The 17527-nt window shown below is 71.6% G+C and carries 18 protein-coding genes; 14 read left to right on the forward strand and 4 right to left on the reverse strand.

Going from position 1 to position 17527, the window contains the following annotated elements; translation table 11 throughout:
- Nucleotides 1–56 precede the first annotated feature (56 nt).
- Nucleotides 57–842: an SDR family oxidoreductase gene (locus ACOJV9_RS07750; protein ID WP_420184618.1), complete on the forward strand. Its 786-nt coding sequence runs from the start codon at nucleotides 57–59 to the stop codon at nucleotides 840–842.
- Between the two features lie 118 nt (nucleotides 843–960).
- On the opposite strand, the gene ACOJV9_RS07755 is transcribed toward ACOJV9_RS07750, so the two are convergent.
- Together ACOJV9_RS07755 and ACOJV9_RS07760 are read right to left on the reverse strand one after the other, a co-directional pair.
- Nucleotides 961–1473, reverse strand: coding sequence for a DUF4870 domain-containing protein (locus ACOJV9_RS07755; protein ID WP_420184619.1), 513 nt, complete (start codon nucleotides 1471–1473; stop codon nucleotides 961–963).
- Nucleotides 1474–1635: 162 nt separating this feature from the next.
- Nucleotides 1636–2508 (reverse strand): DUF3097 domain-containing protein, encoded by an 873-nt coding sequence (locus ACOJV9_RS07760; RefSeq protein WP_420184620.1) that lies wholly within the window; start codon nucleotides 2506–2508, stop codon nucleotides 1636–1638.
- A 69-nt stretch (nucleotides 2509–2577) separates the two neighbouring features.
- On the opposite strand from ACOJV9_RS07760, the gene hrcA reads away from it, so the two are divergent.
- The 3 genes from hrcA (at nucleotide 2578) to ACOJV9_RS07775 (ending at nucleotide 5675) form a co-directional block, all read left to right on the forward strand.
- Nucleotides 2578–3609 (forward strand): heat-inducible transcriptional repressor HrcA, encoded by a 1032-nt coding sequence (gene hrcA / locus ACOJV9_RS07765; RefSeq protein ID WP_420184621.1) that lies wholly within the window; start codon nucleotides 2578–2580, stop codon nucleotides 3607–3609.
- Between the two features lie 78 nt (nucleotides 3610–3687).
- Nucleotides 3688–4821 carry a molecular chaperone DnaJ gene (gene dnaJ / locus ACOJV9_RS07770; RefSeq protein ID WP_420184622.1) on the forward strand — a complete coding sequence of 378 codons (1134 nt, stop codon included), beginning with the start codon at nucleotides 3688–3690 and terminating at the stop codon, nucleotides 4819–4821.
- A gap of 110 nt (nucleotides 4822–4931) precedes the next feature.
- Nucleotides 4932–5675 (forward strand): 16S rRNA (uracil(1498)-N(3))-methyltransferase, encoded by a 744-nt coding sequence (locus ACOJV9_RS07775; RefSeq protein ID WP_420184623.1) that lies wholly within the window; start codon nucleotides 4932–4934, stop codon nucleotides 5673–5675.
- Here the strand turns inward: ACOJV9_RS07775 and ACOJV9_RS07780 are convergent, their stop codons facing one another.
- Both ACOJV9_RS07780 and ACOJV9_RS07785 read right to left on the reverse strand, forming a co-directional pair.
- Nucleotides 5676–6722, reverse strand: a complete 1047-nt coding sequence (locus tag ACOJV9_RS07780) for a Gmad2 immunoglobulin-like domain-containing protein (RefSeq protein ID WP_420184624.1) — start codon at nucleotides 6720–6722, stop codon at nucleotides 5676–5678.
- On the reverse strand, nucleotides 6719–7249 hold the full coding sequence (locus ACOJV9_RS07785; protein ID WP_420184625.1) for a SigE family RNA polymerase sigma factor: 531 nt from the start codon (nucleotides 7247–7249) through the stop codon (nucleotides 6719–6721). Before ACOJV9_RS07785 ends, ACOJV9_RS07780 begins: the two co-directional genes overlap by 4 nt.
- A 60-nt stretch (nucleotides 7250–7309) precedes the next feature.
- Here ACOJV9_RS07785 and ACOJV9_RS07790 point away from each other — a divergent pair, with 60 nt between their 5' ends.
- The 10 genes from ACOJV9_RS07790 to ACOJV9_RS07835 all read left to right on the forward strand — a co-directional run bounded on the left by ACOJV9_RS07790 (nucleotide 7310) and on the right by ACOJV9_RS07835 (nucleotide 17341).
- Nucleotides 7310–7657, forward strand: coding sequence for an HIT domain-containing protein (locus tag ACOJV9_RS07790; RefSeq protein WP_420184626.1), 348 nt, complete (start codon nucleotides 7310–7312; stop codon nucleotides 7655–7657).
- 25 nt (nucleotides 7658–7682) lie between these two features.
- The gene (locus ACOJV9_RS07795; protein WP_420184627.1) at nucleotides 7683–8801 is read left to right on the forward strand and encodes a PhoH family protein; all 1119 of its coding nucleotides are present in this window, start codon (nucleotides 7683–7685) and stop codon (nucleotides 8799–8801) included.
- Nucleotides 8798–9265: an rRNA maturation RNase YbeY gene (gene ybeY, locus ACOJV9_RS07800; protein ID WP_420184628.1), complete on the forward strand. Its 468-nt coding sequence runs from the start codon at nucleotides 8798–8800 to the stop codon at nucleotides 9263–9265. Before ACOJV9_RS07795 ends, ybeY begins: the two co-directional genes overlap by 4 nt.
- A gap of 51 nt (nucleotides 9266–9316) precedes the next feature.
- On the forward strand, nucleotides 9317–10618 hold the full coding sequence (locus ACOJV9_RS07805) for a hemolysin family protein (RefSeq protein ID WP_420184629.1): 1302 nt from the start codon (nucleotides 9317–9319) through the stop codon (nucleotides 10616–10618).
- On the forward strand, nucleotides 10611–11573 hold the full coding sequence (era, locus tag ACOJV9_RS07810; protein WP_420184630.1) for a GTPase Era: 963 nt from the start codon (nucleotides 10611–10613) through the stop codon (nucleotides 11571–11573). The genes ACOJV9_RS07805 and era overlap by 8 nt, the downstream gene beginning before the upstream one ends.
- A 192-nt stretch (nucleotides 11574–11765) precedes the next feature.
- Nucleotides 11766–13616: a BCCT family transporter gene (locus tag ACOJV9_RS07815; protein WP_420184739.1), complete on the forward strand. Its 1851-nt coding sequence runs from the start codon at nucleotides 11766–11768 to the stop codon at nucleotides 13614–13616.
- 42 nt (nucleotides 13617–13658) lie between these two features.
- Nucleotides 13659–14693: an aspartate-semialdehyde dehydrogenase gene (locus ACOJV9_RS07820; protein ID WP_420184631.1), complete on the forward strand. Its 1035-nt coding sequence runs from the start codon at nucleotides 13659–13661 to the stop codon at nucleotides 14691–14693.
- Between the two features lie 56 nt (nucleotides 14694–14749).
- The gene (locus ACOJV9_RS07825) at nucleotides 14750–15493 is read left to right on the forward strand and encodes a hypothetical protein (protein ID WP_420184632.1); all 744 of its coding nucleotides are present in this window, start codon (nucleotides 14750–14752) and stop codon (nucleotides 15491–15493) included.
- Nucleotides 15494–15523: 30 nt separating this feature from the next.
- Nucleotides 15524–16291, forward strand: coding sequence for a dimethylargininase (gene ddaH / locus ACOJV9_RS07830; protein WP_420184633.1), 768 nt, complete (start codon nucleotides 15524–15526; stop codon nucleotides 16289–16291).
- 30 nt (nucleotides 16292–16321) lie between these two features.
- Nucleotides 16322–17341 (forward strand): 1-aminocyclopropane-1-carboxylate deaminase, encoded by a 1020-nt coding sequence (locus ACOJV9_RS07835; RefSeq protein WP_420184634.1) that lies wholly within the window; start codon nucleotides 16322–16324, stop codon nucleotides 17339–17341.
- The last annotated feature ends 186 nt before the right edge of the window (nucleotides 17342–17527 follow it).

A 17527-nucleotide genomic window follows, 5' to 3' on the forward strand; every position in this document is an offset into this window, starting at 1 on the left:
GCGAGCCAGGGCTCGCGCTCAGGCACACAAGGCGGGAGGGTCCTAGGGTGGCGGCCATGACGGCTGCGCCTCCCCCGACATCATCGCCCGCTCGTCGGCTCGAGGGCCGCACCGCCATCGTCACCGGCTCGAGCCGGGGCATCGGCCTCGGCATCGCCGAACGCCTCGTCGCCGAGGGGGCCCGGGTCTGCCTCACCGCCCGCAAGCAGGACGCACTCGACGCGGCCGTCCAGTTCCTCGGTGGCGCCGAGGTGGCGATGGCCGTCGCCGGCCGCGCCGACGACGCCGCGCACCAGGAGGCGGTCTTTGCCGCGGTGGGGGAGCGGTTCGGCGACGTCGACCTGCTCGTCAACAACACCGGCATCAACCCGGCATACGGGCGTCTGGTCGACCTCGACCTCGACGTCGCCCGCAAGATCGTGGAGGTCAACTGCATCGCGGCTCTGTCATGGGTTCAGAAGGCGGTCGCGCACGGCCTCGAGTCACGAGGTGGGGCGATCGTCAACGTCTCGTCGGTCGCGGGCGTGCGGCCGGCACCCGGGATCGGGTTCTACGGCGCCAGCAAGGCCATGCTCACGCACCTCACGGAGGAGCTCGCCGTCGAGCTCGGACCGACGGTCCGGGTCAACGCCGTCGCCCCTGCGGTCGTCAAGACCCGGTTCGCGGAGGCGCTCTACGAGGGCCGTGAGGAGCAGGTTGCGGCGGGCTACCCGCTCGGTCGGCTGGGTGTGCCCGAGGACATCGCCGGGGTCGTCGCGTTCCTGCTCTCCGACGACGCGGCGTGGATCACCGGGCAGCTCCTCGTCGTGGACGGTGGCCTGCTGCTCAAGGGCGGCGTCTGAGAGCACGACTCCGACGCATCGCGAGCCCGTCACGAGAGGCGCTCAGTCGGGACGTCGTCCCGATCGCACCCCTCGTGACGGGCTCAGCTCGCGTCGTTCGGTACCGGGACTCCAGCCGTCACTTGACGAACCGCGGCGTCAGCGGCGGATCCCAGATCTCGCCGTTGTTGGCCTTGATGGCGCCGAGGATGTGCACCACGAAGGCCCAGCCCCACGCCGCGATGATGAGCGGGATCCCGACGACGAGACCGATGACCGTCAGGCAGAAGATGATGCCCACGATGGTGAGCACGCCCATGGTGATCTGGACGTTGACCGAGTTCGCCGCATGCCGCCGGACGAAGTCCCCGCGCTCCCGGTACAGCAGGAACACCGCCAGGGTGCTGACGAAGCCGAGCAGGCCGGCCGAGAACACCATGGCGGCGACGCCGATCAGGTGCGAGAACATGCCCCACTGCCGCTGCTGCGCGGGGTCGAGGACCTGCGGGCCGTAGCCCTGGGTGGGCGCCGGGTAGCCCTGGCCCGACGCGGTCTGCGGGTACGGGAGCTGCGCCGAGGGAGGCGGCAGCTGGCCCTCGGGCGGCTGCGGGGGGATGTGGCCCTGCGGGTTCTCCGGGTGCGGAGTGGTCATGGGGTCCTCCTTCGAGGGACGAGGTGCTTGCCTCCAGTGAAACCCATGCGGACCCCCTTTCGACCCTCCTTCAGGGCAGGTTCAGGGTGCGCTCAGGGCTGACCCTGCCGCGGAGCCGGCTGGAACGGCATACCGGGGCTGGTGCACGAGGGCGGATTGGCGTCAGGGCGCTGTGACGAAGTCGATGAGCTCCTCCACCCGACCGAGCAGGGACGGCTCGAGGTCGGCGTACGTGCGGACCGTCCCGAGGATCTGCTTCCACGCGCGGGCGATGTCGGCCTGGTCGTCGTGGGCCCAGCCGAGGTGGGCGCAGATCCCGTGCTTCCACGAGGTCCCGCGCGGGATGACCGGCCACTGCTCCATGCCCAGCCGCTGCGGACGGACCGACTGCCAGACGTCGACGTAGGGATGTCCGACGATGAGCACGTGCGGCGCGAAGGGCTTCAGCCGCGACGCCGCCTCGACGACCCGCGTCTCCTTGGTCCCGGGCACGAGGTGGTCGACGAGGACGCCCATGCGCCGGCCCGCCCCGGGGGCGAAGTCGCGGATCGCCTGCTCGAGGTCGTCGACCCCGTCGAGCATCTCGACCACGACTCCCTCGACCCGCAGGTCGTGACCCCAGACCTTCTCGACGAGCTCGGCGTCGTGGCGGCCCTCGACGAAGATGCGCGACGCGCTCGCGACCCTGGCCGGGGCGCCGGCCACGGCCCGTGACCCACTGGCCGTGCGTGAGGCGGCGGTGCGCGCGGCGGACAGCCGGGCGTGGGCGGCAGCCTGCGGCCTGGTGAGCGTGACCGGCCGGCCGTCGACGTGGAAGCCGGGTCCGAGGGGGAAGGCCTTGGTCCGCCCACGACGGTCCTCGAGGTGGACCACGTGGATGCCGCCGGCCTTCTCGACCCGCACGACGGCCCCGACCCAGCCCGTCTCGACGTCCTCGACGACGACCCCGCGCTCGGCGGCGAGGGGGGTGGACCGGCCCTTGGGCGGGGCCTTCCAGTCGCCGGAGAGCACGTCGCGGCCGTAGCGATCAGTCACCTGCGCGAGGGTAGACGTAGAATTGGCACTCACCAAGCATGAGTGCCAACGATCGAGGAGGTGTCGCGCATGAGTGAGGATCGACGGCTCGCAGTGCTGCGGGCGATCGTCCAGGACTACGTGGAGACCTCGGAGCCGGTGGGTTCCAAGGCGCTGCTCGAGCGCCACCAGCTGGGCGTCTCCGCCGCCACGGTCCGCAACGACATGGCCGTCCTCGAGGAGGAGGGCCTCATCGCCGCGCCGCACACGAGTGCCGGCCGCATCCCCACGGACGCCGGCTACCGGGTCTTCGTCGACCGGCTCAGCACGCTCAAGCCGCTCAGCCCGGCGGAGCGGCGGGCCATCAGCAGCCTGCTCGACGGAGCCATCGACCTCGACGACGTCGTCGACCGCACCGTCCGCCTGCTCGCCTCCCTGACCCGCCAGGTGGCGGTCGTCCAGTACCCCTCGCTCACGAGGTCCTCGGTGCGACACATCGAGCTCGTCCCGCTCGGCGCCTCCCGGCTGCTCGTCGTGCTCATCACGACGACGGGCCGCGTGGAGCAGCGGGTGCTCGAGACCGGGCTCGACCTCACCGAGCCCTCCGCCGAACGGATGCTGGCCACGCTTCGGTCCGACGTCAACAGCGCGACGGTGGGCAAGACGCTCGCCGACGCCGCCGGGGGCCTCGGCGAGCTGCCGACCCAGGCCGACCCGGCGGCACGCGGGCTCCTCGCGGCCATCGCGGCCGAGCTCACCGAGGTGCTCGTCGAGCAGCGCGAGGAGCGGGTCGTCATGGCCGGCACCTCCAACCTCGTGCGAGCCGGCGAGGACTTCCCGAGCTCGATCGGCCCCGTCCTCGAAGCCCTCGAGGAGCACGTCGTGCTGCTCAAGCTGCTCGGCAGCGTGAGCGAGCAGCAGTCACCGGTGGCCGTCCGCATCGGTGCCGAGAACCCGTATGCCGGCCTGCGCAGCACCTCGCTCGTCACCTCGGGCTACGGCCTGGGGTCCGACCTCGTCGCCGGCCTCGGGGTGGTCGGTCCGACGCGCATGGACTACCCCACGACGATGGCCGCCGTGCGCGCCGTCGCGACCTACGTCAGCCGCATCCTCTCCGAATGAGCCCGGCCTGACCGCCCCCGCCTGACCCCTGACCGACCCCTGACCGCAGCACCCACCCAGCGAAGGACGTCCACCGAAGTGAACGACTACTACGCCGACCTCGGCGTGGCCCGTGAAGCGAGCGCCGACGAGATCAAGAAGGCCTACCGCAAGGCCGCCCGACGGCTCCACCCCGACGTCAACAGCGGACCGGAGGCCGAGGAGCAGTTCAAGAAGGTCTCCCAGGCCTACGACGTGCTCTCCGACGAGGAGAAGCGGCGCAGCTACGACATGGGCGCCGACCCGTATGCCGGTGCCGCCGGTGCCGGGTTCGGCCAGGGCTTCTCGTTCAGCGACGTCATGGACGCCTTCTTCGGCCAGGCCGCCGGGCAGGCCCAGGGCCGCGGGCCCCGGTCGCGCCAGTCGCGCGGCCAGGACGCCCTCGTGCGGCTCGACATCGACCTCGCCGACGCCGTCTTCGGCGGCGAGCAGGAGCTCACCATCGACACCGCGGTGGGATGCGGCACCTGTCACGGTGCCGGAACCCAGCCCGGCACCGGGACGCGCACCTGCGACGTCTGCCGCGGCCAGGGCCAGGTCCAGCAGGTCCAGCGCAGCTTCCTGGGCCAGGTCATGACCTCCCGGCCGTGCGTCAACTGCCAGGCGACGGGCCAGGTCATCGAGGCTCCCTGCTACGAGTGCTCCGGCGACGGCCGGGTCCGCACGCGCCGCACGATGACGATCCGCGTGCCGGCGGGCGTCGACACCGGCACCCGGATCCAGCTCGCCGGCGAGGGCGAGGTCGGTCCCGGTGCCGGTCCGGCCGGTGACCTCTACGTCGAGGTCGTCGTGCGTCGGGACCCCCGCTTCCAGCGGCAGGGTGACGACCTCCACGCCACGCTCGAGCTGCCGATGACGGCGGCCGCCCTCGGGGCCACCGTGCCGTTCGAGACCTTCGACGGCGTCAGCGAGCTCGAGGTCCGACGCGGCATCCAGTCCGGCGAGCAGATCCTCCTGCGTGGCCTCGGCGTCACCCACCTGCGTGGCTCGGGCCGCGGCGACATCGTCATCCACGCGATGGTGTCGACCCCGACGAAGCTCAGCTCCGAGCAGGAGGACCTGCTGCGCACGCTGGCCCGGATGCGGGACGAGGAGGAGCCCACCGGGCGCCTCGCCAACCCCGCGGAGGGTTCGCTCTTCGGCAAGCTCCGCGACGCCTTCAAGGCCCGCTGATCCATGCCGCGGACGCCGACGAATGACAGGTGGCAAGCCACGCTCAGTGGGGACTTCGTCCCCAACGCGCGCCTTGCCACCTGTCATCAGTCGGTGGTGCAGGTGGCCGCGTGAGTCTGCACCTCTATCTCGTCGCGCCCGGGTCGCTCGTCGCCACCGCACCGGGGGACATCGTGGTCCTCGAGGGACCCGAGGGACGCCATGCGGTGACGGTCAAACGGACGCAGGTGGGAGAGCGGCTGCGCGTCGCCGACGGGGCCGGCCGGGTCGTGACGGGGGTCGTCGAGGCCGTCGAGCGGGACCGGCTCTCCCTGCGCGTCGACTCGGTCGAGACGGTCGCCGAGCCCAGCCCGAGGTTCGTCCTCGTCCAGGCCCTCGCCAAGGGGGACCGCGACGACCAGGCGATCGAGGCCGCCACCGAGCTCGCCGTCGACGAGGTCGTACCGTGGCAGGCCGGCCGCAGCATCGTGCAGTGGCGCGGCGACCGAGGGGCCAAGGCGTGGGCCAAGTGGGATGCCGTCCTCGTGGCCGCGACCAAACAGTCGCGACGTCCGCGACGCCCGGTGCTCGCCGCGGCCGCGACGACCGCCGACGTGGTCGCGCGCGTACGGGCAGGAGCGACGGCCTACGTCCTGCACGAGGACGCCGACCTGCCCCTGGCCGGTCGGGAGCTGCCGCAGGAGGGCGACGTGCTCGTCGTCGTCGGCCCGGAGGGGGGCATCGCGCCCGACGAGCTGGAGGCCTTCCGCGCAGCGGGAGCAGAGGTCGTGCGACTCGGGGACACCGTGCTCCGGTCCTCCAGCGCGGGACCGGCCGCCCTCGCGGTCCTCAGCGCCGCCGGGCGCTGGCGCTGATCACATCACGGTGAAGGTGACGAGCCGCTCGGCGACGACCGCCTGACCGTCCTCGGCCGAGGTCGTGAAGGCGCGGAAGGTCCACGTCCCCGGCTCCAGGCGCCCGAGGTCGACGGTGAAGGTCCCGCGTCGAGGTGCACCGGCGTCCGCCGTGGTGAACCCGTCGCGCAGGGTCGTCGTCCCGCGTCTCAGCTCCCATTCGACGGTCGCCTCGAAGGCCACCGCCTGCCCACGCACGGTCACCGTCCGGCCGGTCGGCAGGGCGGCGCCGGGGGACGGCTCGTCGATCCACAGGTCGGCCACCGCCTCCGGAGGGGTCGCGGCACGGGTGAAGGCCGTGTCGCCGGACACGTGCCCCAGCAGCCGTCCCCCGTCGTCGGTGGTGATCCTCACCGGGACGTCGCCCCGACCGACCGCCGCCTGCGCGGTCCAGACCAGGGCAGCCACCTCGAGGCGGGCGGCCTCGGCGGTGGCGGCGTCCGGGCCACTGTCCGACAGCTCCATCGTGATGCGCCCCGAGGTCACCCCGGCGTCCTCGACCGTGGCCCCACGCCAGAGCTCCGAGCGGCGCAGTGACTCACCGACGGCGGCCCGGACCTTGGCCGAGGCGGGGTCCCTGGGGTCGAGAACGGCCTCCCAGAACTCGCGCACCAGGACGGGCCGGTCCTCGTCCCCGCCGTTCGTGCCGACCCGGTAGACCGCCAGGGCGACCGACGACGCCGGCGGCCGGGCCGGGTCCGACCCGGACGGGGAGGGCGAACCGGACGGCTGGGGTGTGGCGCTCGCCGTGACTGACGGGGGGCCGGCGGGCAGGGTCGCGTCGTCGGTGTCCGGACGGGACCCCCAGACCGCTCCCGCGACGACGGCCGCAGCGGCGGCCACCGCGACCAGGGCGAGGCCGCGGTGACGGCCCTCGGCCCGTTCCGGCGCGGACGCCTCGCGCAGGATGGCGTCCAGCCGCGAGGACGGGTGCACCTGCCGGGCTCGCTCGGACAGCGCCTCCCGGAGCGCGCGCTCGGTGTCGGAGAAGTCGAGGTCCGTCGTCATGTCCTGGCCTCCATCTGGTTCCGCAGGGCGGCAAGGCCGCGGTGCGCGTGGGCCTTGACCGACCCTGCGGCGATGCCGAGGGCGTCGGCGATCTGCGCCTCGCTGAGGTCGAGGTAGTAGCGGAGCACGAGGACCTCCCGTTGACGGGGCGGCAGGTGCTGGAGCCGGGCGAAGAGTTCGGCCGAGCCCACCGAAGCCAGGGCCGCGTCCTCCGCGCTCGCGACGCGCAGGTGGCCGCCGCGCGTCGCGGAGTCCAGGTAGCGCTGCTCGACCTTGTGGTGCCGCAGCGCGGACCGTGCCCCGTTGACGACGCTCTGCCGGAGGTATGCCGCCCCGCGCCCCTCCTGCACGTCGTCCCACCTGCGGTGCAGGGCGACGAAGGCGTCCTGGGCGATCTCCTCGGCGAGCAGGTCGTCGTGGACGAACAGCCACGCGAGCCGCACCATCGGCTGCCAGTGGACGGCATAGAGGCTCGACACGCCGTCGTCGGCGGCGACGCGTGAGGCTGCGCCTCGTCGTGGGCCCACGGCTGCCATTGTCACGTCTGGAGGACGCCCAGCGTGGGCGTTCGGTTTACTGTCGGGGACATGTCCTCCACCGACTGCCTCTTCTGCCGCTTCGTCTCGGGCGAGATCGAGCCCCAGGTCGCAGGGGAGACCACCCACAGCCTCGCCTTCCGCGACATCGACCCGCAGGCGCCCACGCACGTGCTCGTCGTCCCGCGTCGACACGTCGCCGACGCCGCGGAGCTGGCGGCCGCGTCCCCAGAGGAGCTCGCCGACGTGGTGCTCCTCGCCCGGACCGTGGCGGAGCGGGAGGAGCTGGGCGGGGACTACCGGCTCGTGTTCAACACCGGCGCCGGTGCCGGGCAGAGCGTCTTCCACGCCCATCTGCACATGCTCGGGGGCCGGCCCATGAAATGGCCACCGGGCTGAGGCGAACCGTAGACTGGGCCGCAACATGACAGACGCACCCCATACGCCCTCGTCCGACCCGACGTCGACGCGCACCCCGGTCCACACCGTCACCATCCCGGCGGAGGTGTCGATGGTGTCCCTGCTGGGTCCGCGCGACGAGCTGCTCCGCACGATCGAGCGCCAGTTCCCCCTGACGGTGATCCACGTGCGCGGCAACGAGTTCCACATCTCGGGCCCGAGCGCCGAGGTCGTCCTCGTCGAGCGGCTTCTCGACGAGCTGCTCGCCGTCATCGACGGTGGACAGGCCCTCAACCGTGACTCCGTCGAACGCTCCATCGGGATGATGCGGGCCCAGACGCTCGAGCGCCCGGCCGACGTCCTGACGATGAACATCGTGTCGTCGCGGGGCCGGACCATCCGTCCGAAGACGTTGGGGCAGAAGCGCTACGTCGACGCGATCGACGAGCACACCATCACCTTCGGCATCGGTCCTGCGGGCACGGGCAAGACCTACCTCGCGATGGCCAAGGCCGTCGCCGCGCTCCAGGCCAAGCAGGTCAACCGGATCATCCTCACCCGGCCGGCCGTCGAGGCCGGGGAGCGGCTCGGCTTCCTGCCCGGCACCCTCAACGACAAGATCGACCCCTACCTGCGACCGTTGTACGACGCCCTGCACGACATGGTCGACCCCGACTCCATCCCCCGGCTCATGGCGGCCGGCACGATCGAGGTCGCTCCCCTGGCGTTCATGCGAGGGAGGTCGATCAATGACTCCTTCGTCATCCTCGACGAGGCCCAGAACACCACGCCCGAGCAGATGAAGATGTTCCTCACCCGGCTGGGCTTCGGCTCGCGGATGGTCGTCACCGGCGACGTCACCCAGGTCGACCTCCCGGGTGGGACCCAGAGCGGGCTGCGCGTCGTGCGCGAGATCCTGTCCTCGCTCGAGGACGTCCACTTCGCCGAGCTGACCGCCCAGGACGTCGTGCGGCACCGGCTCGTCGGCGAGATCGTCGACGCCTACGGACGCTGGGACGCGTTGCAGGGTGAGGGCCCGGGCTCGGGCGCCACTCGCACCCGCACCCGCACCGTCCGCCGTGAGCGTCCGGCGAGCAGTGTCACGGCTGCCGACGACGCTCCGGCTGCCGACGGTGACGCGTGAGCATCGACGTCCTCAACGAGACGGAGTTCGCGCTCGACGAGCTCGAGCTCGTGGCCTGCGCCCGCTACGTCATGGCCGAGATGAAGGTCCACCCCCAGGCCGACCTGTGCCTGCGCCTCGTCGACGAGGACGCCATGGAGACCCTGCACGTGCAGTGGATGGACCTGCCGGGACCCACCGACGTCATGAGCTTCCCGATGGACGAGCTCCGACCGGGACGTGACGAGGACCTCCCCGAGGAGGGTGTCCTCGGCGACATCGTCCTGTGCCCCAGCGTCGCCGCCAAGCAGGCCGCCACGGCCGGACATGCCACGGAGGAGGAGCTGCTGCTGCTCACGACGCACGGCCTGCTGCACCTCCTCGGCTACGACCACGCCGAGCCCGACGAGGAGAAGGAGATGTTCGAGCTGCAGCGCCAGCTGCTGCTCACCTTCCTCGCGACGAGGGGCCGGCACGGTGCCTGACCCAGCCAGTCCCGGTGCCACCTCGGTGCCGGGAGCCCGGGCGGGGGCGGCATGACCAGGCTCGTCGTCCTCAGCATCATCGGTCTCGCGCTCGCGTTCGGGCTGTCCGCGGCCGAGGCCGCCCTCCAGCGCATGTCGCGCGTGCGCGCGCAGGAGCTGCACGACGACGGCCGGCCCGGCTCGCGGGCCCTGCTCACGGTCGTCGGCGACAGCGCGGCATACCTGTCGGTCGTCTCGTTCGTGCGGGTCATCGCCGAGATGACGACCGCGGTGCTCGTCACCACCGCCGTCTACCGCGGCGTCGACGGCACGTGGAAGCCCCTCCTCGTCGCCATCGGGATCATGGCCGTCGTCTCCTTCGCGCTCGTCGGGGTCTCACCACGGACCCTCGGCGGGCAGAACGCCACCACCATCTCGCTCGTCGCGGCCCCGGTCGCACTCTGGCTGCGGCGGGTGCTCGGGCCGCTGTCCCGGCTGCTCGTGCTCTTCGCCAACGCGGTGACACCGGGGCGCGGCTTCCGTGACGGCCCCTTCGACAGCGAGTCCGAGCTGCGTGACCTCGTCGACATGGCGGGTGAGTCCTCGCTCATCGAGGCCGGCGAGCGCCAGATGATCCACTCGGTCTTCGAGCTCGGTGACACGCTGGCCCGCGAGGTCATGGTGCCCCGCACCGACATGGTGACGATCGACGGGAACCGCGTCGCCCGGCAGGCCATGAACCTCTTTCTGCGCAGCGGCTACTCGCGCATCCCCGTCACCGGCGACGACTCCGACGACGTCCTGGGGCTGCTGTACTTCAAGGACGTCGTGCGGCGCCTCACCGCCGACCCGAAGGTCGCCACGGTGCCGGTGTCGGAGCTCATGCGGCCGATGCCCTTCATCCCCGAGTCCAAGCCCGTCGACGCGCTGCTGCGCGAGATGCAACGCGACCAGATCCACTTCGCCCTCGTCATCGACGAGTGGGGCGGCACGGCGGGCCTCGTGACCATCGAGGACATCATCGAGGAGATCGTCGGTGAGATCGCCGACGAGTACGACCGCGAGACCCCCGACCTCGAGGAGCTCGGCGACGGCCGGTGGCGGGTCGATGCCACGATGGACATCGACGACCTCGCCGACCACCTCGGCGTGACGATCGAGGAGGACGAGGTCGACACCGTCGGCGGGCTCATCGGCAAGACGATCGGGCGGGTGCCGATCCTCGGCTCCACGTGCGAGGTCGCCGGGCTCCGCCTCACCGCCGAACGGATGGCGGGACGACGCCACCGCATCGCCACCGTCATCATCGAACGGATCGTCGCCGACGACCACGCCATGATGGAGCCAGCCGAGTCCGGGAGTGCCCATGAGTGAGAACGACACCGCTGGTCCCCGCTCCGCCGACGGTGCCGAGGAGCCTCCCTACCGCGCGGGCTTCGCCTGCCTCATCGGCCGCCCCAACGCGGGCAAGTCGACGCTGACCAACGCCCTCGTCGGCGAGAAGGTCGCGATCACGTCGAGCAAGCCGCAGACGACGCGGCACACGATCCGCGGCATCGTCAACGCCCCGACGAGCCAGCTCGTCCTCGTCGACACCCCGGGCCTGCACAAGCCGAGGACCCTGCTCGGTGAGCGCCTCAACGACCTCGTGCGCGAGACGCTCCTCAACGTCGACGTCGTCGGCTTCTGCCTGCCCTCCGACCAGCGGATCGGTCCCGGTGACCAGTTCATCGCCCGCGAGCTCGTCGAGCTCCGCCAGGCCAGACGGACGCCGGTCATCGCCTTGGCGACGAAGTCGGACAAGGTCGATCGCCAGCGTCTGGCCGAGCACCTCATCGCCATCGATCAGCTGGGGGAGTGGGCCGAGATCGTGCCCTGCTCGGCGACCCGCGGCGACCAGGTGGACATCGTCGGCCAGGTCCTCGCGAAGCACCTGCCCACCTCGCCCGGCCCCCTCTACCCCGACGACGTCCTCACCGACGAGCCGATGACGGTCATGATCGCCGAGCTCGTCCGCGAGGCGGCCCTGGAGGGAGTGCGCGACGAGCTGCCGCACTCGCTCGCGGTCGTGGTCGAGGAGATGGTCCCGCGCGAGGACCGCCCGGCCGGCAAGCCGCTCATGGACGTGCGCGTCAACGTCTTCGTCGAGCGCTCGTCGCAGAAGGCCATCGTCATCGGTCGTGGCGGCTCGCGGCTGCGCGAGGTCGGCGCGACGGCGCGCGAGGGCATCGAGAAGCTGCTCGGCCAGCGCATCCACCTCGACCTCCACGTCAAGGTCGCCAAGGACTGGCAGCGCGACCCGAAACAGCTGCAACGACTGGGTTTCTGACCTCTCGTCCCACGTGGCACGTGGCCGGGGTCGCGTCGTCGTCGACGGCTCCCGAGTTGAGTTCTGCGGCGATGGTCGGCAGGGTGGGCCGCTGCAACCGACCTGAGCAGACGGCATACGAGCCGCACACGTGACTGACGAGAACAACGAAGGAGCGGCGTCCGCGCCGACACACCCGTGACCACAGAACTGATGAAGACCGGGCCGACGGCGCCCGTGGACGCCACCGGCGAACGAGAGGTCCTCGAGGGAGCGCTGCACGACGAGACCCCCCACCCCGCGCTCGACCACGAGGTCGAGGAGCACCGCGCCGCGGAGCCCCAGAAGCTGGACACGGTCGTGTTCGGGGTCACCGCCGCGATCGCGATCGGCTTCGTCGTCTGGGGCTTCGTGAGCACCGAGACGCTGGGGACGGCGTCGTCCTCCGGGCTCGACTGGGTGGTCCACAACATGGGCTGGCTGTTCTCGCTCGTGGCCTCGGGCTTCGTCGTCTTCGTCATCTGGCTGGCGGCCGGCAAGTTCGGCCGCATCACGCTCGGACGTGACGACGAGCAGCCGGAGTTCCGCACGGTCTCGTGGATCGCGATGATGTTCTCCGCCGGCATGGGCATCGGCCTGATGTTCTATGGCGTCTCCGAGCCGGTCGCCCACTTCGTGGCGCCCCCGCCGGGAACCGGCGAGGCGGGGAACCCCCAGGCCGTCCAGAACGCGATGGCCACGACGCTCTTCCACTGGACCCTGCACCCGTGGGCGATCTACGCGGTCGTCGGCCTCGCCGTCGCCTACGGCGTCTTCCGCCGTGGCCGCTCGCTGCTCATCAGCTCGGCCTTCGCGCCGTTGCTGGGGGAGCGTCGCGCCAACGGCCCGGCCGGGCGCGTCATCGACATCCTGGCGATCTTCGCGACCCTCTTCGGGTCGGCCGCGTCGCTCGGCCTCGGCGCCCTGCAGATCGGCTCCGGCCTGGAGATCGTCGCCGGCCTCGACCGCACCGGCAACGGCGTCCTCGTCGCCATCATCACCGTGCTCACCCTGTGCTTCGTCGTGTCGGCCGTCTCCGGTGTCTCCAAGGGCATCCAGTGGCTCTCGAACACCAACATGGTGCTCGCAGTCGTCCTCGCGCTCTTCGTCTTCGTCGTCGGGCCGACCGTCTTCATCCTCAACCTGGTGCCGACGGCCGTGGGCAGCTACTTCCAAAACCTCGCGATGATGTCGGCGCGCACCGACGCCGCGGGTGGCGACGCGATGCAGACCTGGCTCTCGGGCTGGACGATCTTCTACTGGGCCTGGTGGGTCTCGTGGACCCCGTTCGTCGGCATGTTCATCGCTCGGATCTCGCGCGGCCGCACCATCCGCCAGTTCGTCACCGGGGTGCTGCTCGTCCCGAGCCTGGTCTCCCTCGTGTGGTTCGCGATCTTCGGTGGGGCGGGCATCGCCACCCAGCGCGGCGGCACCGACCTGGCCGGCTCCGAGACGCCCGAGGCGACCCTTTTCGGCATGCTCGAGACGATGCCGCTGGCGACCGTGACCTCGGTGCTCGTCATGCTCCTCGTCGCCATCTTCTTCGTGTCCGGGGCCGACGCCGCCTCGATCGTCATGGGGACGCTGTCCGAGCGCGGCACGCTGGTGCCGAGCCGGCCGACGGTCATCTTCTGGGGCGCGGCCACGGGGGCCGTCGCCGCCGTCATGCTTCTCGTCGGTGGTGCCGATGCCCTCTCCGGCCTGCAGAACATCACCATCGTCGCGGCGCTGCCCTTCCTCCTCGTCATGGTGGGACTCGCGGTCTCGCTCGTGAAGGACCTGTCGAGCGACCCGCTCGTCGTCCGGCGGGCGTATGCCGTCGCAGCCGTCGAGCAGGCGGTGGTGGCGGGAGTCACCGAACACGGCGACGACTTCACGCTGGCCTTCGAGCAGGCCGCACCGGGGGAGGGCGTGGGTGACCTCGTCTCGACCGGGACGTCGTCGACGACCGAACCCGAGGCGGCATCCGACGACCCGGGAACCGGGACCGAGGACGTGGTGGCCGGGTCGGCGCCCACCCGCTGAACGCCCGGACGCACCGGCTCGCCGTGCTCCTAGACTGGGGCCATGCGAGTCGGTGTCTTCGGTGCGACCGGTCAGGTCGGCAATGTCATGCGCGCCCTTCTCGAGCAGCGGGGCTTTCCCGTCGAGGAGATGCGCTACTTCGCGTCGGCGCGTTCGGCGGGCAGCACCCTGCCGTGGCGGGACACGGACGTCACGGTCGAGGACACGGCGACCGCCGACTTCTCCGGCCTGGACCTGGCGCTCTTCTCCAACGGTGGCTCCACGTCGAAGGAGTGGGCGCCGCGGGTGGCCGAGGCCGGAGCCGTCGTCGTCGACAACTCGTCCGCCTGGCGGCGTGACCCCGACGTCCCCCTCGTCGTCGCGGAGGTCAACCCGGACGACCTCGACTCGATCCCGAAGGGGATCGTCGCCAACCCGAACTGCACGACGATGGCGGCCATGCCGGCCCTCAAGCCGCTGCACGACGTCGCCGGTCTCGTCGCGCTGCGGGTCGCCTCGTACCAAGCGGTCTCCGGCTCGGGCGGCAAGGGAGTGCAGGAGCTCGACACCCAGCTGCGAGGCGGGTACGCCGCCGGGGACCCCACCGCCCTGGCGCTCGACGGCCGCGCGGTCTCGCTTCCCCAGCCGAACGTGTATGCCGTCCCGGTGGGCTTCAACGTCATCCCCCTCGCCGGCTCGCTGGTCGACGACGGTTCGCTGGAGACCGACGAGGAGCAGAAGCTGCGGCACGAGTCCCGCAAGATCCTGCACGTCCCGGACCTGCGGGTCTCGGGCACCTGCGTGCGGGTCCCGGTCTTCACCGGCCACTCGCTGGCGGTGCACGCGGAGTTCGCCGACGACATCTCGCCGGAGCGCGCGCTCGAGTTGCTCGGCAAGGCTCCCGGAGTTGTCGTCGTCGACGTCCCCAACCCGCTCGACGCCGCCGGACGCGACGAGGTCTTCGTCGGCCGCGTCCGGGCGGACCAGGCGGCACCTGAGGGCAAGGGCCTGACCCTCTTCGTCGTGGGCGACAACCTTCGCAAGGGTGCGGCGCTCAACGCGGTGCAGGTCGCCGAGGAACTGCTCAAGCGCCGTTGAGCGCGGGGCCCTGCCGTCCCCTGCGCGACCGGTGGCGGCCTGTCACAGTCGTTGCCGTGCTGCTCCTCGGCCTGCTGCCCGCCTGCTCGAGCGCCGGCGGCGAGGGCTCGTCGCCGAGCACGTCGGCACCCGGTGCGTCGGGTGGTGCAGGCGCGACGGAACCGGAGGTGCCGGCCTACGCAGTGCCGGGCTCGTGCAGTCCGTTGAGCCTGACCGGGGGGACGGTTCTCCCGGGCGCGGCCGTGTCGAGGTGCTGGGGTCAGGCGCTTCAGGCGCACCGCTCCGTGCGGGCCTGGACCAACGGGCCGCCCGACATGGAGGCCGACGTCGAGCTCGTACCGTCGCCGCGGATGCAGACGGAGGCCGTCGGCGGCGTCGTGGTGGTGCAGGACGGGGTCGCGTCGTCGTTGGTCGACGGGCAGTGGGTCACCGGGGTCCTCAACTCCGACATCGAGGACGAGGCGCTCGTGGCGGCGGCCGGGGAGTTCGCGGCAGCGGTCTTCTCGCCGCCCGGGCTGGCCCAGGGAGTCGGGGACTGCTCCACGTGGAAGGTCGCACCGGGTCGCCAGACCCTGACGCTGCACGACGGGTCGCAGCCTGCGCGCCTCGTCCGGCTCGACTGCACCGCTCCCTTCGTCGCCCAGGGGGCCACGACCACCCGCGCAGCCCTGTGGGTGCGCGAGGACTGGACGCCGGTCCACCACGCCGCCACCCTGTCCATCGACGGTGTCACGACCGAGTCGCTGAGAGACTTCACCGACCACGGCGCGAGGTTCGACATCCCCACACCGCCCCGGTGAGCGGCACGGACTCGACGTAGGGTCGGACGCGTGAGCCGCCGCACCGCCCTCGTCCGACGCCCGGGTCCCCGTCTCGCCGACGGCCTCGTGACCCACCTCGAGAAGTCCGCGATCGACCTCGACCTCGCGCGCCAACAGTGGGACGCGTATGCCGCGTGCCTGCGGTCCGCGGGCTGGGAGACGATCGAGGTCCCACCGGCCGACGACTGCCCCGACGCCGTCTTCGTCGAGGACGCGGTCGTCGTCGCCGGCGACGTGGCGGTGCTCACCAATCCCGGTGCGGCAGAGCGCAAGCCGGAGGTGGCGGGCGTCGAGGGTGTCGTGCGCGACCTGGGCTACCGGGTGGTCCGCATCACCGACCCGGGCACGCTCGACGGTGGGGACGTCCTCAAGGTGGGCGGGACGGCATACGTCGGGCTGGGTGGACGCACCAACGGTGCGGGCATCGCGCAGCTCGGAGCCCACCTGCGTGAGGTCGGCCTGCGCACGCAGGCCGTCACCGTGGAGCGAGCCCTGCACCTGAAGTCCGCCGTGACGGCCCTGCCCGACGGCACGGTCATCGGGTGGGACCCGGTCGTGGACTGGCCGGGCGCCTTCCCCGCCTACGAGGGCATGCCCGAGGAGGGCGGCGCCCACGTCGTCCTGCTCGACGACACGACGTTGCTCATGGCGGCCAGCGCACCACGGACGGTGGACCTCCTGCGGGGTCGTGGCCACGACGTCGTCACCGTCGACATCAGCGAGTTCGAGAAGTTGGAGGGCTGTGTCACCTGCCTCTCGGTCCGCTGCCGCGGCTGAGCACCCGATCCGCAGCACCGAGGAGACCGCATGAGCATCCACGACTTCGAGCGTCACCCGCTGACCTTCGGGCCGAGCCCGGTCCACCCGCTGCGGCGGCTCAACCAGCACCTCGGCGGGGCGGAGGTCTGGGCCAAACGCGAGGACTGCAACAGCGGGCTCGCCTTCGGGGGCAACAAGACCCGCAAGCTCGAGTACATCGTCCCTGACGCGCTGGCTCAGGGCGCCGACACGCTGGTCTCGATCGGTGGCTACCAGTCCAACCACACCCGACAGGTCGCGGCCGTGGCCGCCCACCTCGGCCTGAAGTGCCGCCTCGTCCAGGAGAAGTGGGTCGACTGGGACGACCCGGGCAACGACAGGGTCGGCAACATCCTGCTGTCGCGGATTATGGGTGCTGACGCCCGCCTCGACCCGAGCGGCTTCGACATCGGCATCCGCAGCTCCTGGGAGGAGGCGATGCGTGAGGTGGAGGCGGCGGGTGGCCGGCCCTACGGCATCCCGGCAGGCGGCTCCGAGCACCCCCTCGGCGGACTGGGGTTCGCCAACTGGGCCTACGAGGTCGAGCAGCAGGAGCGGGAGCTCGGCGTCTTCTTCGACACCATCGTCGTCTGCACCGTCACCGGCTCCACGCACGCCGGGATGGTCGCCGGGTTCGCCGCGCTCGAGGATGCCGGCGGTCGCCGTCGTCGGGTGATCGGGATCGACGCGTCCGCGACCCTCGAGAAGACCCGGGCCCAGGTGGCGCGCATCGCGCGGCACACGGCTCAGCTCATCGGCCTGCAGCGGGACCTGCGTGACGACGAGATCACCCTGCTCGAGGGCTGGGCGGGGGACCTCTACGGCATCCCCGTGCAGTCGACCGTCGACGCCATCCGGCTCAGCGGCCGGCTCGAGGGGATGATCCTCGACCCGGTGTACGAGGGGAAGTCCATGGCCGGGCTCGTCGACCTCGTCACCTCCGGCGACATCCCCACGGACTCGACGGTGCTCTACGCCCACCTCGGCGGACAGCCTGCCCTCAACGCCTACCCGGGCATCTTCGACTGACCCACCGTCCATCCGGTCCGCATGCTGGGCCGCACGGTCGGTGACGTCGACGGATCGGCGCGCACCCGGCATACTCGAATGCGTGCAGCACCGTCTCCTCCTTCTCTGCCGCGGCGAGGCCTGAATCGGCCCTCCTCGTCGCGGCTGGCTGTGCCCTGGCTGAGCACCGACGAGTAGTGAGTTGAG

It is taken from the genome of Knoellia terrae (assembly GCF_048606435.1).
GTDB lineage: Bacteria > Actinomycetota > Actinomycetes > Actinomycetales > Dermatophilaceae > Knoellia > Knoellia terrae.